This is a genomic window from Nocardioides sp. (assembly GCF_036493135.1).
GTDB lineage: Bacteria > Actinomycetota > Actinomycetes > Propionibacteriales > Nocardioidaceae > Nocardioides.
The window spans coordinates 1-20336 of the sequence record NZ_DASXQG010000018.1 but is presented as its reverse complement, the minus strand read 5'-3'; the positions used below and the strand labels follow the sequence as shown (position 1 = coordinate 20336).

Genomic DNA, 20336 nt, shown 5'->3' with positions numbered 1-20336 from the left:
CCGGCACCGTGACCCGCCGCCCACGTGTCAAGAAGTCAAACCAGCGCTCGGCGGCGTGAGAGTGCCCGACAGCTGCGATGAGACAGATTCGCCTCAGGCGCGGTTCGGGTCGAGAAGTGACTTGAGGATGTCTTCCATTTCGTCGAGGCTGTCTTGTCGGCCGTCGAAGCTGGACATGTGGTCGCGGCCGGCCTTGTCTTTGAACGCCAGCGTCCAGGTGAACGTCGTCACTCCGCCGGCTTCGTGCAGCTCTATGGTCTCGACCGCCTCCGCTTCCGGCCAGAGCTCGAACAGCCACGTCTGGCGGGTCCGGATCGGCGGCTCGACCTCCAGGTAGGTCCCGCGAAACGTGAACTCGCTTCCGTCCTCGGTCAGGAAGGAGGAGTGGTACTCCCCTCCGACGCGCAGGTCGATCGAGCACTCCAGCATCCGGTCCGGAGGGGTAGCGCCCCACTTGCTCACATGCTCGGGCTTGGTCAACACATCGAAGACCAGACCGATCGGAGCATCGAAGTCTCGAATCATCACGATCTCGAGCTCGTTGGGGAACTCGATCACTGCAGACCCATGCCGACGAGAGTTCACTGCCGTTCTCCTTGTCGTTGTAGCTCCTGGAGGTAGTCGTCGAGCCGGTCCAGTCGGGCGTTCATCGCCTGCTCGTACTTGGCCACCCAGTCGTGCACGGGCCGGAGATGCTCCGGAGCCAGGCGGTACAGCCGGCGGCGACCCTCCGCCCGGCACCTGACCAGTCCCACCTCACTGAGCACCCGGAGGTGCTTGGAGACCTGCGGCTGGGACAACGACAGGTCGCCCACGATCGCCCCGACCGCCTTCTCACCGACGATCAGCACGTCCAGGATCTCGCGACGGTGGACCTCGGCAACGGCGTTGAAGACATCCGATGTTGTCGAAGCACGCGCCACCGGATCAATGTATTCCAATATCGACATGTGTCAAGGTCTTGCAGAGCGACCGTGGTAGCCGTCGGCGTGGTGCGACCTCACAACTGGGACCTCAGTACGTCGACCTCGCAGCCTGGCGAGGACGGGTCGAAGCCGTGCTCCACCAGCCAGCGGATCGCGGTCAGGCTTCGCAGCGACCACCAGGCGCGGATCACGTCGAGGTCGGCATCAGCGCCGTAGCCGGCGAGGACGTCGCTGAGAAGCTCTCGGTGTCCGAGCGTCAGGCTGGCGAGGTCGTACATCGCATCACCTTGACCTGCCTCGGACCAGTCCACCACGCCGGTGACCTCGTCACCGTCGACGAACACGTGGGCGACCTGCAGGTCGCCGTGCGCGAACACCGGTGTCCAGGGTCGGACCGCGGTCTCGGCGATCCGGCGGTTGGCCGTGACCAGGTCGGTGGGAAGGACGTCGTTCGCGAGGAGCCACGTGCATTCGCTGTCGAGCTCCGATGCGATCTCGTCGAGGCTCCGACCGGGCCATGGCGGCAGCGGCGCGTCGTGCAGCGTCCGTACGGCGGCACCCGCCGCAGTCCACGTCGCCGACGACGCGGTCGACGGCTCGCCGAGGCGGCCGAGTGCGGTCCCCGGGAGAGCGGCGAGCGCGAGGACGGGCGGTTTCCGCCACAGGACCTCCGGAGTCGGGATCGGCGCTATGGCCATCGCCTCGACCTCGACGTCGGTGCGCGTCTGGTCGGCGTCGATCTTCAGGAAGACGTCTCCGACGCGGAGGGTCGCTCGCTCCTGATGGGCGACGACAACCTCCACCTCCTCCACGACGGCCAGTATCGCCGACGACCACCGATGTCCCCACGCGTTCGTCGATGCGACTGCATCGCTGCGTCACCGCCGTAGGTCGAGGCACCGCGCATCGACATCTGAGTGAGGCGGACGGCGGCACGGCGTTGGTTTCCACGAGCTCTACGAGACCTTCGTCTAGGGGGTCGGCCAGGAGTGGAGGGTCGGCCGGTAGGTCAGCTCCTGGGTGCGACCGTCGAGGGTCCGGGTCTCCAGCAACTCCAGGTCGAAGTCGGCCGCGCCGGCGAAGATCGGCTCGTCGCCCGTCTGGCCGGCGACCACCGGAAAGACCGTGATCTGGAGCCGGTCCACGAGGCCGGCGGCCATCAGTGCGCGATTCATCGAAAGGCTCCCGTGCGAACGCATCGGCACGTCGGACTCCTCCTTCATCCGACGGACGACATCGACCGCATCGCCGCTCGCCACGGTCGCGCGGGGCCAGTCGAGTGGGCCCCGCAGCGTCGATGACACGACCGTGGTCGGGAGGGTCAACATCCGGTCGATCCACGGGTCGCGCCCCTCGTCGCCCGCATCGGCGCCGATCATCTGCGCGAACAAGCTGAAGGTCGTGGCACCGAAAATCATCCGCTGCTCGCCGTCGTACGCCGCGAGCCGGTGGTCCAGGAACTCGGGGCCCTGCTTGCCCCAGTAGCCGCCCCAGTCGCCGGGCGGGCCGTACGACGCGTGGCCGTCCAGACTGGTGAAGACGTCGAAGGTGTAGGTCGCGCTCATGCTGTGCTCCTCGAGTGCATCGCTCATGGGGACACGGGCGACCCTAGGGGCCGCGAGTACCGACCAGCCGGCATGAGAGGCGTGTCTCAGCGGTTGTCGCCCGAGCCGCCGAGCACCGCGCGACGCTGCCGATCGGCGAGCTTGTCAACGTTCCGTTGGGCGACGTCGTTCAGGGAGAGATCCAAGAAGTTCGCGAGGACGGCCGCATACCACAGCACATCGCCGAGTTCGGCAGCCATGTCGTCTCGGTCGAGTTGAGCGAGGTCACTGTTCTTGTCGCGAACCAGCTTCTTGACCTTCTCGGCGATCTCGCCCGCCTCGCCGACCAGACCGAGGACCAGGTGCATGAATTCGTCTGGGGCGTCCTTGTCGCGGGCGGTCCGCAACGCGGCGCGCTGGTAGTCATCGCACTCCATGGCGTCACCGTAGCGATCCCGCACCTCGACCAGCGCACGCTTGTCGCAGGCTGCCGGTTCGTCTCAGGTTCGTCGGGTGTAGCGGATGTCGCCGTTGGGGAGGCGGATGGCGTCGTATCTGTGGTCGTGGGCGCGGTGGTGGTGGAATGAGCAGAGCAGGCCGTGCCGGAGAGCGACGAGGTCGTCAGCGCACGATGAGCCAGATGATCACGACGATCACCACGAGGGCGACCACGGCCGGCTTCCAGTAGCTCCGGGCCAGCACCGGCAGCACGGTCTTGCCGAGATCGAGCGCGTCGTCCGAACCACGTGCCGGCGGAGTCGTCGGGCGAGTCGTGGCCGCGGGCGGCGGGGTGGTGGGCGGCACCGGTGCGCTCGCCGCCCCGGCCGGCGCAGCGGGCTCGGCGGCGGTCGCGGTATCGGCGGGAGCCGCCGGAGTGGCCGGCTCCGGAGCGCCCTCGACGGTGTTTCCCAGGCGCTGCTCGAGGCAGGCCACGAACTGGCCGAGCAGCTTGTCGGAGACGTCCTGCATGACCCCACGGCCGAACTGCGCCGGTTTGCCGGTGATCGCCAGGTCGGTGAGCACCTTCACGTCCGTCGAGATGCCATTGGCGTCCATCGAGAGCGTCACGGTCGCACCGGCGGTGCCGTTGCCCCGCTTGTCCTTGCCCTTCGCGTCGACCACGAACCGGTGGTTCGTCTCGTCCTTCTCCGTGAACGTGCCGCTGCCGTTGTAGACCAGCGCGATCGGTCCGAGCTTGACCTTCACCGATCCGTGGAACGTGTCCCCCTCGACGTCGGCGACGGTCGCCCCGGGGAAGCACTCGGCGACCGACGCGATGTCCTGGAACTCCGCCCAGGCCGTGTCGACGCCCACCGGGACGGTGAAGCTGTGCTCGAGATCCATGCGGTGTCCTGCCTCCTTGCGCTTCGAAGCGAGTCCGTGTCCGAGTCCGTGTCGGCGTTCGTGTCCGAGCCTAGGCCCCCGGGGTGAGCACCCCAGGGGCCCGACTCAGGAGTGGGCTCAGGCTCCGGCCGCCTTCAGCACCGCCCTCCGGGTCAGCACCGTCGCGAGGTGCCGGCGGTAGTCGGAGTCGCCGTTCAGGTCGCTGGGCGGGTTCGAGCCGTCCGCGGCCTGATCTGCCGCCGCGCGTACGCCGTCCTCGGTCGCCGCCGCGCCGGCCAGGGCACTCTCGGTGGCCGAGGCCCGCAGGGGTGTCGACCCCATGTTCGTGAGAGCGACCTTCGCCTCGCTGATCGTGCCTCCGGACGAGTTCACGGTCACCGCGACCGCGACGATCGGCCACTGGTGGGCGACACGGACGAACTTCTCGTAGTGGGCGCCCCAGCCGGTCTTCTTCGGGACCCGGATCTCGGTGAGGATCTCGTCCTCGCCGATCGCGGTCTCGAACAGGCCGACGAAGAACTCCGAAGCCGGCACCGACCGGGTGCCGCCGGACCCGGCGATCACGAACGCGGCGTCCAACGCCAACGCGGCCGAGCCCATGTCGCCGGCCGGGTCGGCGTGGGCGCAGGCGCCGCCGAAGGTGCCGCGGTGCCGGATCTGGTTGTCGGCCACCTCGGCGGCCGCCTTCGACAGCAGCAGCGCGTGCTGGCGGACCAGGTCGTTCGTCACCATCTCGGAGTGGGTGGTCAACGCCCCGATCACCAGTGCGTCTCCGTCCTCGCGGACGCCGCGCAGGCCGTCGATCCGGCCGAGGTCGATGACGACCTCGGGTGCGTTGAGCCGCATCCGCAGCACCGGCAGCAGGCTCTGGCCACCGGCCATGATCTTGGCGTCGTCGCCGTGCTGGGCCAGCGCGCTCAGTGCGTCCTCGACGCTGGTCGGGGCCATGTAGTCGAACTTGGCGGGGATCATGCGCCCGCTCCTTCCTGGATCGCCTTCCACACCCGTTCGGGCGTGCACGGCATCTGGATGTCGTTCACGCCGTGCTGGCGGACCGCGTCGACGATCGCGTTCACCACGGCCGGGGTCGAGGCGATGGTGCCGGCCTCGCCCACGCCCTTGGTGCCCAGCGAGTTGGTGGTCGACGGGCTGGTGGTGTGCTCGATGTCGAAGGAGATCGTGTCGGCCGAGGTCGGCAGCAGGTAGTCGACGAACGAGCCGCTCACCAGCGTCCCGGAGTCGTCGTACACCGCCTCCTCCCACAGCGCCTGCGCGATGCCCTGGACGAGACCGCCGTGCACCTGGCCGCTCACGATGAGCGGGTTGATGATGTTGCCGATGTCGTCGACACAGACGTACTTGCGCATCGTCGACTGGCCGGTCTCGGTGTCGACCTCCATCGCACACAGATGGGTGCCGTGCGGGAAGGAGAAGTTGACCGGGTCGTACGTCGACTCCGCGTCGATGCTGGGTTCGATCCCTTCGGGATAGTCGTGCGCCGCGAACGTCGCGAGCGCGATCTCCTGGATGGTCTTGCCCTGGTCGGTGCCCTTGACCGAGAACGTGCCGGCGGCGAACTCCACGTCGTCGGCGTTGGCCTCGAGCAGGTGCGCCGCGATCGGCTTGGCCTTCTCGATGACCTTGTCGGCCGCCAGCACCAGTGCCTCGCCACCGACGGTCAGCGACCTCGAGCCGTAGGTGTCGAGGCCCTTGTGGGCGACCTGGGTGTCGCCGTGCAGGATCTCGACGTCCTCGAACGGTACGCCGAGCCGGTCGGCGACGATCTGGCTGAACGCCGTCTCGTGTCCCTGGCCGTGTGCGCTCGAGCCGGTGACCACCTCGACCTTGCCGGTCGCCAGCATCCGTACTCCAGCGTGCTCCCAGCCGCCCGCGCCGTAGTCGAGCGAGCCGAGGACGCGGCTCGGCGCCAGGCCGCACATCTCGGTGAACGTCGAGATGCCGATGCCCAGCTGGACCCGGTCACCCGCGTCGCGCCGCTGCTTCTGCTCAGCCCGCAACGCGTCGTACCCGAACATCTCCTTGGCCTTGGCCGTGGCGGCCTCGTAGTTGCCGGAGTCGTAGGTGAGCCCGGCAACCGTGGTGAACGGGAACTCCTCGTGCTTGATCCAGTTCTTCTCGCGGATCTCGAGCGGGTCGACGCCCACCTCGGCGGCGAGCTCGTCCATCATCCGCTCGACGGCGTACGTCGCCTCGGGCCGGCCGGCGCCGCGGTAGGCGTCGGTCCAGGCCTTGTTGGTGAGCACGGTCTGGCAGGCGAAGCGGTAGGCGGGGAACTTGTAGATCGCGTTGAACATGAACGCACCCAGCACCGGCACGCCGCCGCCGACGATCGCGACGTACGCCCCGAGGTCGGCGAGCAGGTCGACCTTGAAGCCGGTGACGGTGCCGTCCTTGGTCGCGGCGAGGACCAGCTTCTGCCACTGGTCGCGGCCGTGGTGGGCGCTCTGCAGGCTCTCGCTGCGGGTCTCGGTGTACTTGACCGGCTTCGAGATCCGGCGGGCGACCGCCCAGGCGATCCACTCCTCGGGCGTCACCTGCAGCTTGCCGCCGAAGCCGCCACCCACGTCGGGCGCGATGACCCTGATCTTGGACTCCGGTACGCCGGTGGTGGCAGCCAGGGCGAACCGCAGGATGTGGGGGATCTGGGTCGCCGACCACATCGTCAGCTGCTCGCCGGTCGGGTCGACCACCACCGAGCGCGGCTCCATGAACGCCGGGATCAGTCGCTGCTGGCGGTACTCACGCTCGATCACGATGCCGTCTGCGCGCGCCTTCTCGATGGCCTCCTCGACGTTGCCACCGGTGCCGGCCTCGCCGGAGTCGAAGACCCACAGCGCGGACTTGTTGGTGCCGGACTCCGGATGTGCCAGGACCTTGTCCTCGGCCGACTCCTTGAGGTCGAGCGCGGCCGGGAGCTCGTCGTACTCCACATCGACGAGCTCGGCGGCATCCCGGGCCGCGGCGGCGGTGCGGGCTACGACGACCGCGACGATCTCGCCGGCGAACGCGACCCGGTCGGCCGGCATCGGCGAGTGGTTGGGCGTGACCTGCTCCGGCGTGATCGGCCAGGCGTTGATGCACACGCCGAGCTCGTCACCGAAGTCGGCGCCGGAGAACACGGCGACGATGTTGGGTGCGCTCGCAGCGGCGCTGGTGTCGATGCTGGTGATCGTCGCGTGCGCGAAGGGGCTGCGCACCATGGCCAGGTGCACCATGCCGGGCAGGGTCAGGTTGTCGGTCCAGCGGGTACGCCCGGTGATCAGTCGTTGGTCCTCCTTGCGACGGCGGTCCTTGCCGATCTCGGGGGCCGCGGGGGCTTCGGCGGTGGCGGTCACTGGGCACCTGCCTTCTCGCCCTGCTGGACGTCCGCGTGCTCCGCGGCGTACAGGACGCTCCTGACGATGTTGTGGTAGCCGGTGCAGCGGCACAGGTTGCCCTCGAGCCCTACGCGCACCTCGGCCTCGGTGGGATGTGGGTTCTCGTTCAGCAGGTCGACGGACTGCATGATCATCCCCGGAGTGCAGAAGCCGCACTGGAGGCCGTGGCACTCCCGGAACGCCTCCTGCACCGGATGGAGCTCACCGTTGCGGGCCAGACCCTCGATCGTGGTGACCTCGTGACCATCGGCCTGGACGGCGAGGACGTTGCAGCTCTTCACGCTCCGGCCGTCCAGATGGACCGTGCAGGCACCGCAGTTGCTGGTGTCGCAGCCGATCACGGTGCCGGTCTTCCCGAGCGTCTCGCGGAGGTACTGCACCAGCAGCATCCGCGGCTCGACGTCGTCGGTGACCTTCGTCCCGTCGACGGTGAGGCTGATCTGGGTCATCGGAGGGCCTGCCCTTCCTGAGGAGTCGCACACCTGAGCGCACAGAGATCTGTCGCTGCGATCACGCTAGGCCGCGGCCGGTTGGCGAAAGGTTGCCCGTGCGCGCCTACTCTGGGCGGAGGGGGACGGAGCTCGAGGCTTTCGAAAGTCACAGGTGAGCTCCACGTGCGGAGGTGAGCCGTGCACAGCAGCGACAGCTGGGAACAGGTCACGACCGGTCGGTCCAGCGCCGAGGTACGACGAGCGCCCGACGGCGCGGCGTACGCGAAGTCCGGCAGCGGGATCGTGCGCAGGGATCTGCTCGCCGAACGCGACCGGCTCGAGTGGCTGGCCGGCACCGACCTGCCGTCGCCGCGGATCCTGGACTGGGCCGACGACGGCGAGCTCGCCGTGCTGACGACGAGCACGGTCCCCGGTGTCGCGATGAGCGATCTTCCGGCCCCGTCCGTGCCGGGAGCGGTGCGGTCGCTGGGGCATTTCCTCACTCGCCTGCATGCGGTCGCCCGCGAGTCCTGCCCCTTTGAGCGCTGGCTCGCCGTGACGGTCCCGGTCGCCCGGGTGCGGGTCGACCAGGGACTCGTCGACGAGGACGACTTCGACGACGAGCGCGACGGCCGTTCAGCCGAGGACCTGCTCGACGAGCTGGTCGACGGCCGGCCTCGGGCCGAGAAGCTCGAGCTCAGGGACCTGGTGGTCTGCCACGGCGACGCCTGCCTGCCGAACTTCCTGGTGGACCCTGACTCCCTCGCGGTGACCGGGATGATCGACGTGCACCGGCTCGGCGTCGCGGACCGGCACCTCGACCTCGCCCTGGCGATGCGCTCGATCTCCGACACCACCCTCAACCCGGCGTACGGCGCGCCCGCGGCCGAGGCGCTGCTGACGGCGTACGGCGTGACGGCCGACCCGTGGCGGCTCGACTTCTACTGCCTGCTCGACGAGTTCCTCTGACCCGACCCGTCTCAGTGGCAGGTGCCGCTCGCGCCGTAGAACCCGGGTCCGGCCAGCCCCGGACCCGTGATCCGGGGCCGGGCGCGGCCCCCGCTCGGGTACGCCGTGTCGAACCACTGCGTGAAGAAGTGGCCCAGCCGGTGTTGGCAGGCGTTCGTGCGGCGGGGCAGGAACCGGGCGAACTCCGCCTCGAGCTGCGGCTCGGTGATGCTGCGGCCGCCGTAGTCGCGCTGGATCTGCCGCAGCGCCCGGTCGAAGCGCCCGTGCCCGAGGACCTGTCGCAGCGCGACGTACGCCGTGCCGGGCCGGGTGTACGTCGTACTGCCGGAGAACAGGCGTGCAGGCGTCGGGTCGGACGGCGCGAACGCCCAGATGCTCCCGGAGCTGCGGTAGTTGCCGTCGAACTCCTGGCTCAGGCTGCGCTGGAACGCCTTCCGGCCGGCCGCGGTGTGCCGGCCACCTGCCGCGGCCTGCGCCTGGCGCGCGTGGAACAAGTACTCGCCGAGCGTGGCCATGCCCTCCTTGAAGAAGGTCAGGTCGAAGTTCCCCTCGGAGACGTTGTCTCCCCACCACTGGTGCATGTTCTCGTGGTTGAAGGTGTCGAGGTCGATGCGCCCGCCGGCGAACGTGATCATCGTCTGCATCTCCTCCTCGAAGCTGGCCGACGGGACGCCGACGAGCACGCCGTCGGTGCGGAAGGGGAAGGGCCCGTTGAAGCGGCTCTGGAAGTCGGTGATGTCCTGCTGCCGGCCCATCACCTTCAGGTTGGCCCGCTTGCGTGCCGGGCTCAGCGAGCTGCCCTGGGCCTCGTAGTAGCGCACGCCGTCCGACCCACGACGGGAGCGCAGGTCGAAGTGGCCGACGCTGCTCTCGACGAGGTAGCTCGCGACCGGGGCGCCGGATCGCCAGTGGAAGGTCCACGAGCCGTGCGGGAAGCGGCTGTCGTGAGGATGTGTGTGCACCGACAGCAGGCGGCCGTTCGCGATCGCCTGCCGGCTCCGGTTCACGGTGTCCTCGAAGTCGTACGTCGGTTTGGCGCTCGGGTGGTTGTTCAGCGGCATCCAGTCCTCGGTGCCGACGGGCTCGGTGGTGACGAACCCGCCGTCGCCCAACGGGTCGTCGGAGCGGAACCAGCCCTCGGTGGTGCCGTCGCCGTCGAGGTGTACGCCGGGACGGCCGGTGTAGGCGACCTTCACGTGGAAGACGTGTCCCTTGGGCAAGGGCTTCTGCGGCGTGATCACCAGCTTGTCGGCCGGGCACGGCTGCCCGTCCTGGGCGTTCACGTCTTGGCCGGTCACCTGCGGGGTGCAGGCCGGCGGGAGCGGGTTGTGGTCGGGTCCGCCCACCGGGTTGACCTGGGAGGCCTGGTGGGCGAGCGGGTCCGGATCGTCCGGACCGTCCGGGTCGCCGGGGTAGGTGGGCTGGGCGAAGCGGAACGACGCGCGCCGGCCGTCCACCCACACCGAGCGGACGGTCAGGTCGGGGCCGCGCTGTCCGAGGACGGAGGTCCGCTCGAAGTCGAGGCTGAACTCGCTGAGGCACTGCGTGGCCCGGTCGGTGAGGACCACGTGGTTGCCGCGCAGGAACCGGTTGGAGCGCGCGTCGTACACCAGGTGGACCTCGGTGTGGAGACTCCGGTAACCGCCGTTGCCCATGTCGGGATACACGTGGTCACCGTGGTGGGAGAGGGTGCGCGTCCCGGGCAGGCACGCGACACCCGCCTCCACGCGACCGGGCGTGGAGCCAGGGTCGGCGGTGGCGGCGCCGACCGACGAGACCACCATCACCACCGAGGTCGAGATCAGCGCGAGGCGCCGAAGCATGGGACTCCTTCTTCCGAGAGTCAGCTACCGGCGACCGCGAGGCGGCCCTTGAGCAGCGGCTTGGCCGGGTGGGGCCGGTCGCCGAGGGCGGCGAGGCAGACCTCGATCACCTCCGTGTCGTACGGCGCGAGCTCGATGTAGCGGACCACCGCCGACGGCTCGGGGTTGGCGATCAGGGCCTCGCGCATGGCGACCGCGACGTACTCGCCGAGCTCGATCAGGGCCGGCGACTCGGTGCCGGGCAGCAGGTCGCCGCCGTAGCTCGCGATCGCGGCCCCGGCGTCACCGCGCTGGAGCGCGTCGAGGACGTCGTCGATGTCGGTGGCCACTGGGAGGGTCAGCCGGTAGGGCCGCGAGGCCAGCTGGCCACCGAGCGCGGCACGCAGGTGGGACACCTCGGCCTTGAGCGTCGAGAGGGTGACGGCCTGGTCGCCGTAGACGAGCGCGTGCAGGCGGTCCAGCGACAACCCGTCGGGGTGCAGAGCGAGGATGGCGAGGATCTCCGTCTGGCGCCGGTTGAGCAGCAGGCGGCTGCCGTCGAGGGTGGCTTCCGCGTTGCCCAGGAGCCGCAGCTGGAGCCCGGTCGGCCCGAGGCCGTCGCTGAGCATCGGGTGGGCGGCCGAGACCGGCATCGCGGTCTCGATCAGGCGGGCGAGCACGCGCGCGGTGGCGAGCCCGATCGGGTGCGTACGGTCCCAGGTCGTCGAGAGGTCGACCACGCCGAGCTGGGCTCCGGTGACCGGATCGTGCACCGGCGCCGCCCAGCAGACCCAGTTGTGCACGATCGGCGCGTAGTGCTCGGCACTGAAGACCATGGCCGGGCGCTGCAGCCGGTTGGCCAGGTCGAGGGCGTTGGTGCCGACCGACTCGTCGTCCCAGCGCGCGGCGGGGACGAAGTTCACGGTCTCCGCCCTGCGGCGCATCACGCGCCCGCCGTAGGTCCAGAGGATGCGGGTCTGCTGGTCGGTCACCGCGAGCACGAGGTCGCCGTCCTCCGCGGTACGCCGCAGCTCGTCCTCGACGTTCGAGACGGCGCGTTGCAGCGGCGAGCCCTCCCAGAAGGCCCTCGCCTCGGACTCGTCGTCCAGGGGCGCCTCGGCGACGTCGCGCGACACGCGTGGCTGCGATCGGCGCCAGCTCTTGAGGATCTCGGGCCTGACCAGCGACGCGGCGCCATCGCCCCGCTCGACGAACGTGTTCCACGCACGCAGCGCGCGCAGGCGGCGTGCCTGCAGGTCGTTCGTGGTCATCGCGGGTCCTGACGTGTAGGGATGACGCACGTCACGGTAGCGCGGCCCGGTCAGCCTTACTCGTGGTGGATGCGACCGTCGCGCTGGGCCAGCCGGCTGCCGGAGCCGCCCCAACGGCCCGCGATGATCTCCGCGGCGATCGAGATGGCGGTCTCCTCCGGGGTGCGAGCGCCGAGGTCCAGCCCGATCGGGCTGGACAGCCGCTTCAGCTCGTCGTCGGTCAGGCCCGCCTCGCGGAGCCGGGCTTCGCGGTCCTCGTGGGTACGCCGCGAGCCCATGGCACCGATGTAGGCGACCTCGGGAAGTCGCAGCGCCACCTCGAGCAGGGGTACGTCGAACTTGGGGTCGTGGGTCAGCACCGTGATCACGGTGCGCGCGTCGATCGCGTCCGCGTCGCGCTGCTTCTCGAGGTATCGGTGGGGCCACTCGACGACGACCTCGTCGGCATCGGGGAAGCGGGTGTTGGTCGCGAACACCGGCCGGGCGTCGCAGACGGTCACGTGGTAGCCGAGGAAGCTGCCCACGCGCGCGACCGCGGCGGCGAAGTCGATCGCGCCGAACACGAGCATCCGGGGCTGGGGCGCGAACGCCCAGACGAAGACCCGCATGCCCTCACCGCGACGTTCGCCGTCGGGCCCGTAGGACAAGGTGGCGTTGGTGCCGCTGGCGAGCAGTCCCAGGGCGTCGTCGCGGACGGCGTCGTCGGCGCGCGGCGACCCGATCGAGCCGGTCAGGTGGTCGTCGTCCGGGTGCACGATCACGCGCCGGCCGAGCCACTCCGGGTCGGGGTGCTCGATCACGGTCGCGACCGCGACCGGCCGCCCGGCCTCGAGCTCGGCGGCGAGGTCCTCCAGCTCGGGGAACGTCTCGCGGGAGACGTTCTCGACGTACACGTCGAGGATGCCGCCGCAGGTGAGGCCGACGGCGAACGCGTCATCGTCGGAGATGCCGTAGCGCTGGAGGACCGGGACTCCGGACTCGACGACCTCGCGGCTGAGCTCGTAGACGGCGCCCTCGACGCACCCGCCGGAGACCGAGCCGACCGCGGTCTCGTCGGGGCCGACCAGCATGCTCGCACCCGGAGGACGCGGAGCCGAGCGGAACGTCGCGACCACGGTGCCGACCCCGATCTCGTCGCCGGCGCGCCACCACTCAAGCAGCTCAGGGAGCACTTCACGCATCGGCCAGCACCTCCACCAGGTCGGCGTACGTCGCCAGCGAGTGGCCGGCGACGAAGTCGTCACAGAAGGGCAGCGCCGCGAGAACGCCGGTCTGGACGGCCTCGTAGCCGTCCTTCCCGCGATGCGGGTTCACCCACACGACACGGTGCGCGATACGGCGCAGCCGGGCCATCTGCTCTGCGAGCACCGACACGTCACCTCGCTCCCATCCGTCGCTGAACACAACAACCACGGCACCCCGCGCCATTCCGCGCTGCCCCCACCGGTCGAGGAAGAAGCGCAGCGTCTCACCCAGCCGGGTGCCGCCGGACCAGTCGGGCACGGTCTCGCCGGCGGCGACCAGGGCGCGCTCCACGTCGCGGGTCCGCATCGCGCGGGTCACGTGGGTCACCCGGGTGCCGATGGTGAAGGTCTCGACGTTGCCGATGCCCTGCGTCAGTCGGTGCGCAAGTCGCAGCAGAGCGTCGGCGTACGACGACATCGAGCCGCTGACGTCGACCAGGAGTACGACGCGACGTGGCTTCTGCGACCGCCGGCGCCAGGCGATCTCGGCCGGCTCACCCATCCGACGCAGGCTCTCGCGCAGGGTGCGCGACGCGTCGACCTGGCCCCGGTGCCAGCGCTGGTGGCGCGCCGTACGACGCAGGGGCGGGCGCGGGCGGAGGGTCGCGAACATCGCGGCCAGCCGCTGCTTCTCCTCGGCACTCAGCGACGCGACGTCGCGGTGGCGGAGCACCTCCGTGGGACTGGCGGCTGCGCGGATCACATCGTCGGCCCGATCTGCCTGCTCGCCCTCGCCGTCGTCGAGTGGGAGCTGCTCGGCGGTCGGCTCCGGGCGCACGACCGGCCGCGGCCGGGGCAGGCCGTGGCGCGAGTTGAAGAACGCCTCGAAGATCTGGTCGAAGCGGGCCAGGTCGTCGGGCGCGGCACACAGGGTCGAGCGCCCCGCGACTCGGACGGCGCCCGGGTCGTCGGCGCCCAGCAGGGCGGCGGCGGCCAGGAAGTCGTGCGTCCGGTCCTGCGTCACCGGCACGCCACCCGCCCGCAAAGCTCGGGTGAAGGCGAGCAGGATCTCGTCACCGCCACGGATGCCCTCGGCGGTCGAGCCACTTGAGGCGCTCATGTCCGCAGCAGCTGGTCCAGCGCCTGCTTCACGCGGTCCGAGTCCTCGCGGTACTTCACCAGCGCGCCCAGCGTGGTCGCCGCCGACTCGAGGTCGAGCTCGGCGGTTCCCAGATGGTGGAGGGCCCGGGCCCAGTCGAGGGTCTCGGCCACCCCGGGCGGCTTGGTCAGGTCGCGGGTGCGCAGGTCCTGGACGACCCCGACGACCTGACGGCCGAGCGCCTCGGAGACCTCGGGCGCGCGGGTACGGACGATCTGCAGCTCCCGGTCGAGGCCGGGGTGCTCGATCCAGTGGTAGAGGCAACGCCGTTTGAGCGCGTCGTGGAGCTCGCGGGTGCGGTTGGAGGTGAGCACCACGACCGGGGGCGTCGCGGCCTTCACCGTGCCGAGCTCCGGGATCGAGACCTGCCAGGTCGACAGCACCTCGAGCAGGAACGCCTCGAACTCGTCGTCGGCCCGGTCGACCTCGTCGACCAGGAGGACGGCGGGGCTCTGCTGGAGAGCCGCGAGCACCGGCCGCGCGAGCAGGAAGCGCTCGTCGTACAGGCTCTTCTCGGCCTCCTCGATGCCGGCGCCCCCGCTGGCCTCGAGCGCCCGGAGGTGGAGGATCTGCCGCGGGAAGTCCCAGTCGTAGAGCGCCTGCGTGGCGTCGATGCCTTCGTAGCACTGGAGGCGGACCAGCGGCAGGTCGAGCGCCTCGGCGAGCCCCTCGGCCAGCGCCGTCTTGCCGGTACCCGGCTCGCCCTCCAGCAGCAACGGACGCTGCATGGCGAGGGCCAGGTAGGTGACCGTGGCCAGCTCGTCGTCGCACAGGTAGCCCGTACGGCCGAGCAGGCCCGCCACGTCGGCAGCAGAGGTCACCTCCATGCCTCCAGGCTACTTGCCGGTCTGTCGGCTCCCGGTTGGATGGCTGGATAGTACGTATCAATCCGCCGGGACGCGTGAGGGGCGTCGCCTGCCGATTGATCCGTACTATCCCTGGTCAGCGGGAGTCGACGTCGCGGCCGGAGGCGAGGTCGGCGCACTCGACGAGGGTGACGTCGCGGGGGGCGAGGTAGGCGCGGGCACCCTGGTCGCCGACGGCCGACTCGATCACACCCGCCCAGTGGTCGCGACCGAGGAGCACGGGGTGCCCCACCTCCCCGTCGTACGACGCGCGCGCCAACGCCGCGGGACCGGCGTCCGCCGCGTCGATCACCCGGGCCACCACCTCGGGCACCAGGTCGGGCAGGTCGACGAGTGAGACGACGACCCCGTCGTCGGTCGAGCCGCCCAGCGACCGCAGTCCGGCCCGGAGGGACGCGCCCATGCCCTCGGCCCAGTCGTCGGCGACGACCAGGGCGACATCGAGCCCGTCGACGAGGGGCCGGGCGCGATCGGCCTCGGCACCCAGCACCACCGTGACACGGGAGCATCCGCCGTCCCGCAGGGTCGCGACGCCGCGCAGCAGCCACGACCCGGCGTCGTCGGTCACGAGCGCCTTGGGGATGCCCATTCGGCGGCCGGCCCCGGCGGCGAGCAGCAGTCCTTCCACGCCCGCCAGCCTGTCAGACCGGCCGCCTGTGGGGGATCAACCGAAGGCCCGGTCGTACAGCGTCTGCAGGTGTCCCCCGGCGGGACCGGTGAAGGCGCAGGCGAGCACCCTGCCGCCACCGGCGGTGACGAGATACTCGCCGCGGACCGTCAGGTCGGCGGCCTGGACGAGCGTGGCGAGATTCGACGGGGTGGCGGTGATCTTCGCGGTGTCCGTGGGGCCGCCGCGATACCAATGGGTCACGTCGAAGGTCGCGGTCCCCGCGACCACCGAGACCAGCGTGCCGCGGAACGCGACCGTCTGCTGTTTCAGGACGCCGACGTTCGGCACCTGGCAGCGCCCTCGGGGTGGTGTGTACCCGAGCTGGGTGACGCTCTCCCGCGCGGCCGGGGGCGACCCGTGGTCGCGCTGCGCCATCCCGAAGACCCCCGCGGCCGCGATCAGGACCACCGCGGCGGCCGCCACCAGCCAGGTGAGCGGACTGCGGTCGTGGGTGCCCGTCTCGCGGGACTCAGGGGCACGCGTGGTGGTGTCGGACATGGCTGCCTCCAGGAGCAGAGCGACCCGGTCCGGGTCGGCCGATGGAAGAGAGGAGGCGGGATCGGCCACTCGGAGCCGCGCGAGCAGCTCCTGGTCCGGTTCGCGGTCCGTCACGCTCTCCCCCCTCCCTTCGTCTCCTCATGTCCGGCAGTGGCCTCGACCTTTCTCAGCGCGGCGCGCAGCTTCTCCTTCGCCCGGTGCAGGCGGATGCTCGCGGCGTTCGAGGTGATGTCGAGGACGGTCGCGATCTCGCCGGCGGTCAGCTGCTCCCAGGCCCACAGCCGCAGCAGCTCCGCGTCGTCGGGCGACAGCTCGCTCATCGCCTCGGACAACCGGTCGTCGCCGACCGGGTCCGGCAGCTCGCGCGGTGGGTCGAGCGCCGCGATCCTCCCGGCCACCCGACGCTGCCGCCGCGCGCCACGCTCGGCGTTCGCCAGGCAGAGCCGGGCCACGCCGTAGGCGAACGGCAGCGCCTCCTCCGGCAGCTCGTCGTACCTCCGCCAGCAGACCACCAACGTGTCGGCGAGGACGTCGTCCGCCGTCGCCGCATCGGTACGGCGTGCGAGGTAGCGCCGGAGCGGCTCGACGATCTGGTGGACGGTCTGCTCGTACCGGGCACGTGCCTCGACGTCCCCGTCGTCTGGCCGAGCGTCAGCACGGTCCACGGACTCCACGTTGGCACATGTCCGGCACCGGCCCGGTTCTTTCGCCGCCCCGTGTCTTGCGACGGGGCCCTTGACCGCGAGGTTCCAGGTGGCATGGAGCAGCGCCGCGGTGAGGACCAGCGCGAGGGCGGTGCCGCTCACCTCTTCCTCACCGAACTGCGTGCCCGCGGGCCATCCGGATCTCGACCACGCCGGTGTCCGGCTCGGGCTTGCGGCCGCCCTCGTCGGTGAAGCCGTGCCTCCGGTAGAACGCCGCGGCCCGGTCGTTGCCCTCGAGCACCCAGAGGTACGTCGGACGGTCACCGATCACGCGCGCCATCAGCTCGTCGGCGAGGCCGGTGCCGTGGGCCCGGCGGAGGACGTTGATCGCGTACAGCTCCAGCGGCACCGGTGGATCGTCGTCGCGTGGCGGACCGGAGGTGGTCATGCCGACGATGCCCTTGTCGTCCCGGGCGATCCACCAGCTGACCTCGGGTCCGGTCCCCCACCGCTCACGCCACCGACGCGGTCCGATCGTGGGGTCCAGTCGGGCCAGGTAGTCGTCCGGCAACAGTCCGGCGTACGCCTCGCGCCAGACCTGTACGTGGACCCGACCCATCTCGTCGAGGTCGTCGAGGGTCGGGCACTCGATCGTCCAGGGCACGGCCTCACGTTCTCATGGCCCGCGCTCACCGCCGTCAGCGGTCGTGCGGGAGGAACTCGCCGTTCGCCGGAACCCCCGTCGTGCGGTCGGCGAGGCGGAACGCCATCGGCAGACCGGCCGCGAACGCCGGATGAGCCGAGTCCGACAGCTGCACGTGCACGTGTGGCTCGGTGGTGTTCCCGGTGTTGCCGCACTCGGCGATCTGCTGGCCGGCCGAGACCCGGTCGCCCGCGCGCACCCGCACGCTCCGTCTGCGGAGATGGGCCACGACGGCGTAGCGTCCGGGAGCGATCCGGATGACGACGTGGTTGCCGAGGACCGCGCCGGCTCCCCCGAGCTCGCGCACGGCCGCGACCAGCATGAACAACACGATCCCGAGCCGGCCCAGCCAGGCGCGCGCGTCCGGTTGCCAGTCGCGAGTGCGCACCACCTCGCCGTCCGGCACCGTCGACGATCGGCCGGCCGAACCCGCTGAAGGTCTCGGGCCGGGGATGCCACGCTCGCCCGCGCCGTTCGCCGGGACGGCGACCAGCGTCGGAACCGGAGCTGGGCACGTGCACCAGGTCGACCGCGTGGCTCTGGCCGTAGGCGAGCAGGCCATGGCTCGGAACCCGGTCGGCAGGGCTGTTGACCGCCAACCATGACCCGTTCACCGGCGGCAGCACCACCTGTGGTTCGCCTCGCGACGGCACCACCCGGAAGTACGTCGTGAGCCCGAGCACCAGGCAGCCCAGGCCCACCCAGGCGGTGGGTGGCCCCCACCAGGTGTCGGCGACGACGAGCACGACGCCGATCAGAAGCAGCGGCATTCTGACCCGAGCACAGGCGGTGGGCAGGAAACTCAAGCGGGATCTCCTCGCATCGATCGGGGCTGTCGAACATAGCGGGGACGCCCAGACGTCTCGTCGCGTTCAGGAGCCTCGGCAGTATCCGAGCATCTGGTCCAGCGCGGCCTTCTCGGACGGGTCGACTGCTAGCGCGTAGCGGGCCTTGACCGCGATCCAACGTCGCGCGTAGGAGCACTGGTAGCCCTTGCGCGGCCGCCACGATGCCGGGTCTCCGTCGCCCTTGCTCATGTTGGTGGGACCGTCGACGGCGAGCAGCTCGCCGAGGTCGTTGGCGAACGTCTCGCGGCGGTCTCGGCTCCAGTGCCGGGCGCCGGAGACCCACGCCTCGGCGAGTGGCACGACATGGTCGATCTGGATCGCCTCCGCCTGACGGAGGTCCTTGAGGTCGGTGAAGGTCAGGGTCCGCCCGGTGTACGGGTCGTGCCAGGTACCCGCCAGCACGTCGTGGTCGCAGGCGCCCTGCTGCTGCACGCGCGTCGTACCCGGGACGGCATCGCGGAGCAGCACGTCGTCGCGCTGGTTGCAGCCGTCGTGGTCGGTGTCGACCCAGTCGCTACCGAACGCGTCGCGGATGTAGCCCTCCGTGCCCTGCGGCCGCGGGCGTACGACGAGCCGGTCGAGCTGCGCACGCGCCCGCGCGGCGTTCGACGGCAGCGTGACCGGCGGCGAGCTGTGCGTCGACGGATGATGCGCAGGGTGGGTGGGGTGCTGACTGGCGTGAGCCCGTGAGTGGTGCCGACGCGCGTGTGCCTGCGGCGAGCTGCTCGGCCCGCAACCGCTCAGCAGCGCCGCAACGACCAGCAGCGCGCCCAGTCCCCGCGGGACGTCATACGAAACGGTCGTCATGGCGACCACAACGTATGACGTCCCGGGCGGTGGCGAGTGGAAATGCAGCAAGGCCCCGGGCGGACCCGGGGCCAAGCTGGTCAAGCTGGTCAAGCTGGGTGAGCGGCGGCTCAGAAGTCCATGCCGCCCATGCCGCCCGAGGGGTCTCCACCCATCGGCGCGGCCTTCTCGGGCTTGTCCGCGATGACCGCCTCGGTCGTCAGGAACAGGGCCGCGATGGAGGCGGCGTTCTGCAGGGCGGAGCGAACGACCTTGGTCGGGTCGGGCACGCCCGCGGCCAGCATGTCGCCGTACTCGCCGGTGGCCGCGTTGAGACCGTGACCCTCGGGCAGGCCCGCGACCCTCTCGGCCACGACGCCGCCCTCGAGACCGGCGTTCAGCGCGATCTGGCGGACGGGAGCGCTCACCGCGACCTTGACGATGTTGGCCCCGGTGGCCTCGTCGCCGGTCAGGTCGAGCTTCTCGAACGCGCGGGCGCCGGACTGGAGCAGCGCGACGCCACCCCCGGAGACGATGCCCTCCTCGACCGAGGCCTTGGCCGCGCGAACGGCGTCCTCGATGCGGTGCTTGCGCTCCTTGAGCTCGACCTCGGTGGCCGCGCCGACCTTGATCACCGCGACGCCGCCGGCCAGCTTGGCCAGCCGCTCCTGCAGCTTCTCGCGGTCGTAGTCGGAGTCGCTCTTCTCGATCTCGGCGCGGATCTGGTTGACCCGACCCTCGATCTGGGCGGCGTCGCCGCCACCCTCGACGATGGTCGTCTCGTCCTTGGTGATGACGACCTTGCGGGCGGTGCCGAGCAGCTCGACGCCGGTCGACTCCAGCTTCAGGCCGACCTCCTCGGAGATGACCTGGCCACCGGTCAGGATCGCGATGTCCTGCAGCATGGCCTTGCGGCGGTCACCGAAGCCCGGGGCCTTGACGGCCACGGACTTGAAGGTGCCGCGGATCTTGTTGACGACCAGCGTCGACAGGGCCTCACCGTCGGTGTCTTCGGCGATGATCAGCAGCGGTTTGCCGGACTGCATCACCTTCTCGAGGATCGGCAGGAGGTCCTTGACCGACGAGACCTTCTGGTTGGCGACGAGGATGTAGGGGTCGTCCAGGACGGCCTCCATGCGCTCCATGTCGGTCGCGAAGTACGCCGAGATGTAGCCCTTGTCGAACCGCATGCCCTCGGTCAGCTCGAGGTCGATGCCGAAGGTGTTCGACTCCTCGACGGTGATGACGCCTTCCTTGCCGACCTTGTCCATCGCCTCGGCGATGATGTCGCCG

General features: G+C 70.5%; 22 protein-coding genes. 1 reads left to right on the top strand and 21 read right to left on the bottom strand.

Annotated elements, in window-relative coordinates:
• Positions 1-93 precede the first annotated feature (93 nt).
• The 9 genes from VGJ24_RS03130 to VGJ24_RS03090 all read right to left on the bottom strand — a co-directional run bounded on the left by VGJ24_RS03130 (position 94) and on the right by VGJ24_RS03090 (position 7661).
• Entirely contained in the window at positions 94-558 is a 465-nt protein-coding gene (locus VGJ24_RS03130; RefSeq protein ID WP_331499033.1) for an SRPBCC domain-containing protein, read from the bottom strand.
• 23 nt (positions 559-581) lie between these two features.
• Positions 582-923 carry a metalloregulator ArsR/SmtB family transcription factor gene (locus VGJ24_RS03125; RefSeq protein ID WP_331499032.1) on the bottom strand — a complete coding sequence of 114 codons (342 nt, stop codon included), beginning with the start codon at positions 921-923 and terminating at the stop codon, positions 582-584.
• A gap of 77 nt (positions 924-1000) precedes the next feature.
• A complete protein-coding gene (locus tag VGJ24_RS03120) occupies positions 1001-1738 on the bottom strand; it encodes an aminoglycoside phosphotransferase family protein (protein WP_331499031.1) in 738 nt (245 codons plus the stop codon).
• A gap of 159 nt (positions 1739-1897) precedes the next feature.
• Positions 1898-2491, bottom strand: a complete 594-nt coding sequence (locus VGJ24_RS03115; protein ID WP_331499030.1) for a dihydrofolate reductase family protein — start codon at positions 2489-2491, stop codon at positions 1898-1900.
• An 86-nt stretch (positions 2492-2577) separates the two neighbouring features.
• The gene (locus VGJ24_RS03110; protein ID WP_331499029.1) at positions 2578-2907 is read right to left on the bottom strand and encodes a nucleoside triphosphate pyrophosphohydrolase family protein; all 330 of its coding nucleotides are present in this window, start codon (positions 2905-2907) and stop codon (positions 2578-2580) included.
• Positions 2908-3091: 184 nt separating this feature from the next.
• Complete coding sequence (locus VGJ24_RS03105; RefSeq protein WP_331499028.1) at positions 3092-3814, bottom strand: SRPBCC family protein; 723 nt, start codon at positions 3812-3814, stop codon at positions 3092-3094.
• Positions 3815-3931: 117 nt separating this feature from the next.
• A complete protein-coding gene (locus VGJ24_RS03100) occupies positions 3932-4786 on the bottom strand; it encodes a xanthine dehydrogenase family protein subunit M (RefSeq protein WP_331499027.1) in 855 nt (284 codons plus the stop codon).
• A complete protein-coding gene (locus tag VGJ24_RS03095; RefSeq protein ID WP_331499026.1) occupies positions 4783-7170 on the bottom strand; it encodes a xanthine dehydrogenase family protein molybdopterin-binding subunit in 2388 nt (795 codons plus the stop codon). The genes VGJ24_RS03100 and VGJ24_RS03095 overlap by 4 nt, the downstream gene beginning before the upstream one ends.
• Positions 7167-7661: a (2Fe-2S)-binding protein gene (locus tag VGJ24_RS03090; protein ID WP_331499025.1), complete on the bottom strand. Its 495-nt coding sequence runs from the start codon at positions 7659-7661 to the stop codon at positions 7167-7169. Before VGJ24_RS03090 ends, VGJ24_RS03095 begins: the two co-directional genes overlap by 4 nt.
• A gap of 180 nt (positions 7662-7841) precedes the next feature.
• Between VGJ24_RS03090 and VGJ24_RS03085 the strand changes: the two genes are divergently transcribed.
• Positions 7842-8612, top strand: a complete 771-nt coding sequence (locus tag VGJ24_RS03085; RefSeq protein WP_331499024.1) for an APH(3') family aminoglycoside O-phosphotransferase — start codon at positions 7842-7844, stop codon at positions 8610-8612.
• 11 nt (positions 8613-8623) lie between these two features.
• Here VGJ24_RS03085 and VGJ24_RS03080 read toward each other — a convergent pair whose 3' ends face one another.
• The 12 genes from VGJ24_RS03080 to groEL all read right to left on the bottom strand — a co-directional run.
• Entirely contained in the window at positions 8624-10435 is a 1812-nt protein-coding gene (locus tag VGJ24_RS03080; protein ID WP_331499023.1) for a M1 family aminopeptidase, read from the bottom strand.
• Between the two features lie 20 nt (positions 10436-10455).
• Complete coding sequence (locus VGJ24_RS03075) at positions 10456-11685, bottom strand: transcriptional regulator (RefSeq protein ID WP_331499022.1); 1230 nt, start codon at positions 11683-11685, stop codon at positions 10456-10458.
• Between the two features lie 56 nt (positions 11686-11741).
• Positions 11742-12866 carry an XdhC/CoxI family protein gene (locus VGJ24_RS03070; RefSeq protein WP_331499021.1) on the bottom strand — a complete coding sequence of 375 codons (1125 nt, stop codon included), beginning with the start codon at positions 12864-12866 and terminating at the stop codon, positions 11742-11744.
• A complete protein-coding gene (locus VGJ24_RS03065; RefSeq protein WP_331499020.1) occupies positions 12859-13989 on the bottom strand; it encodes a vWA domain-containing protein in 1131 nt (376 codons plus the stop codon). Before VGJ24_RS03065 ends, VGJ24_RS03070 begins: the two co-directional genes overlap by 8 nt.
• The gene (locus tag VGJ24_RS03060; RefSeq protein ID WP_331499019.1) at positions 13986-14855 is read right to left on the bottom strand and encodes a MoxR family ATPase; all 870 of its coding nucleotides are present in this window, start codon (positions 14853-14855) and stop codon (positions 13986-13988) included. Before VGJ24_RS03060 ends, VGJ24_RS03065 begins: the two co-directional genes overlap by 4 nt.
• 115 nt (positions 14856-14970) lie before the next feature.
• On the bottom strand, positions 14971-15522 hold the full coding sequence (locus VGJ24_RS03055) for a nucleotidyltransferase family protein (protein ID WP_331499018.1): 552 nt from the start codon (positions 15520-15522) through the stop codon (positions 14971-14973).
• Positions 15523-15558: 36 nt separating this feature from the next.
• Entirely contained in the window at positions 15559-16176 is a 618-nt protein-coding gene (locus tag VGJ24_RS03050; RefSeq protein WP_331499017.1) for a hypothetical protein, read from the bottom strand.
• The gene (locus tag VGJ24_RS03045; RefSeq protein WP_331499016.1) at positions 16173-16727 is read right to left on the bottom strand and encodes an RNA polymerase sigma factor; all 555 of its coding nucleotides are present in this window, start codon (positions 16725-16727) and stop codon (positions 16173-16175) included. The genes VGJ24_RS03050 and VGJ24_RS03045 overlap by 4 nt, the downstream gene beginning before the upstream one ends.
• 148 nt (positions 16728-16875) lie before the next feature.
• Complete coding sequence (locus VGJ24_RS03040; RefSeq protein ID WP_331499015.1) at positions 16876-17370, bottom strand: GNAT family N-acetyltransferase; 495 nt, start codon at positions 17368-17370, stop codon at positions 16876-16878.
• Positions 17371-17404: 34 nt separating this feature from the next.
• Positions 17405-17815 (bottom strand): M23 family metallopeptidase, encoded by a 411-nt coding sequence (locus tag VGJ24_RS03035; RefSeq protein ID WP_331499014.1) that lies wholly within the window; start codon positions 17813-17815, stop codon positions 17405-17407.
• A gap of 466 nt (positions 17816-18281) precedes the next feature.
• On the bottom strand, positions 18282-19064 hold the full coding sequence (locus tag VGJ24_RS03030) for an HNH endonuclease family protein (RefSeq protein WP_331499013.1): 783 nt from the start codon (positions 19062-19064) through the stop codon (positions 18282-18284).
• Between the two features lie 110 nt (positions 19065-19174).
• The coding region (groEL, locus tag VGJ24_RS03025; RefSeq protein ID WP_331499012.1) for a chaperonin GroEL at positions 19175-20336 on the bottom strand (1162 nt) is incomplete at its 5' end.

What these genes read in the sequence shown, in the direction of transcription:
- VGJ24_RS03090 (WP_331499025.1), bottom strand. Translation starts at nt 7,661, where the DNA reads ATGACCCAGATCAGCCTCACCGTCGACGGGACGAAGGTCACCGACGAC.
- VGJ24_RS03030 (WP_331499013.1), bottom strand. Translation starts at nt 19,064, where the DNA reads ATGACGACCGTTTCGTATGACGTCCCGCGGGGACTGGGCGCGCTGCTG.
- VGJ24_RS03065 (WP_331499020.1), bottom strand. Translation starts at nt 13,989, where the DNA reads ATGAGCGCCTCAAGTGGCTCGACCGCCGAGGGCATCCGTGGCGGTGAC.
- VGJ24_RS03080 (WP_331499023.1), bottom strand. Translation starts at nt 10,435, where the DNA reads ATGCTTCGGCGCCTCGCGCTGATCTCGACCTCGGTGGTGATGGTGGTC.
- VGJ24_RS03100 (WP_331499027.1), bottom strand. Translation starts at nt 4,786, where the DNA reads ATGATCCCCGCCAAGTTCGACTACATGGCCCCGACCAGCGTCGAGGAC.
- VGJ24_RS03110 (WP_331499029.1), bottom strand. Translation starts at nt 2,907, where the DNA reads ATGGAGTGCGATGACTACCAGCGCGCCGCGTTGCGGACCGCCCGCGAC.
- VGJ24_RS03075 (WP_331499022.1), bottom strand. Translation starts at nt 11,685, where the DNA reads ATGACCACGAACGACCTGCAGGCACGCCGCCTGCGCGCGCTGCGTGCG.
- VGJ24_RS03070 (WP_331499021.1), bottom strand. Translation starts at nt 12,866, where the DNA reads ATGCGTGAAGTGCTCCCTGAGCTGCTTGAGTGGTGGCGCGCCGGCGAC.
- VGJ24_RS03115 (WP_331499030.1), bottom strand. Translation starts at nt 2,491, where the DNA reads ATGAGCGCGACCTACACCTTCGACGTCTTCACCAGTCTGGACGGCCAC.
- VGJ24_RS03105 (WP_331499028.1), bottom strand. Translation starts at nt 3,814, where the DNA reads ATGGATCTCGAGCACAGCTTCACCGTCCCGGTGGGCGTCGACACGGCC.
- VGJ24_RS03060 (WP_331499019.1), bottom strand. Translation starts at nt 14,855, where the DNA reads ATGGAGGTGACCTCTGCTGCCGACGTGGCGGGCCTGCTCGGCCGTACG.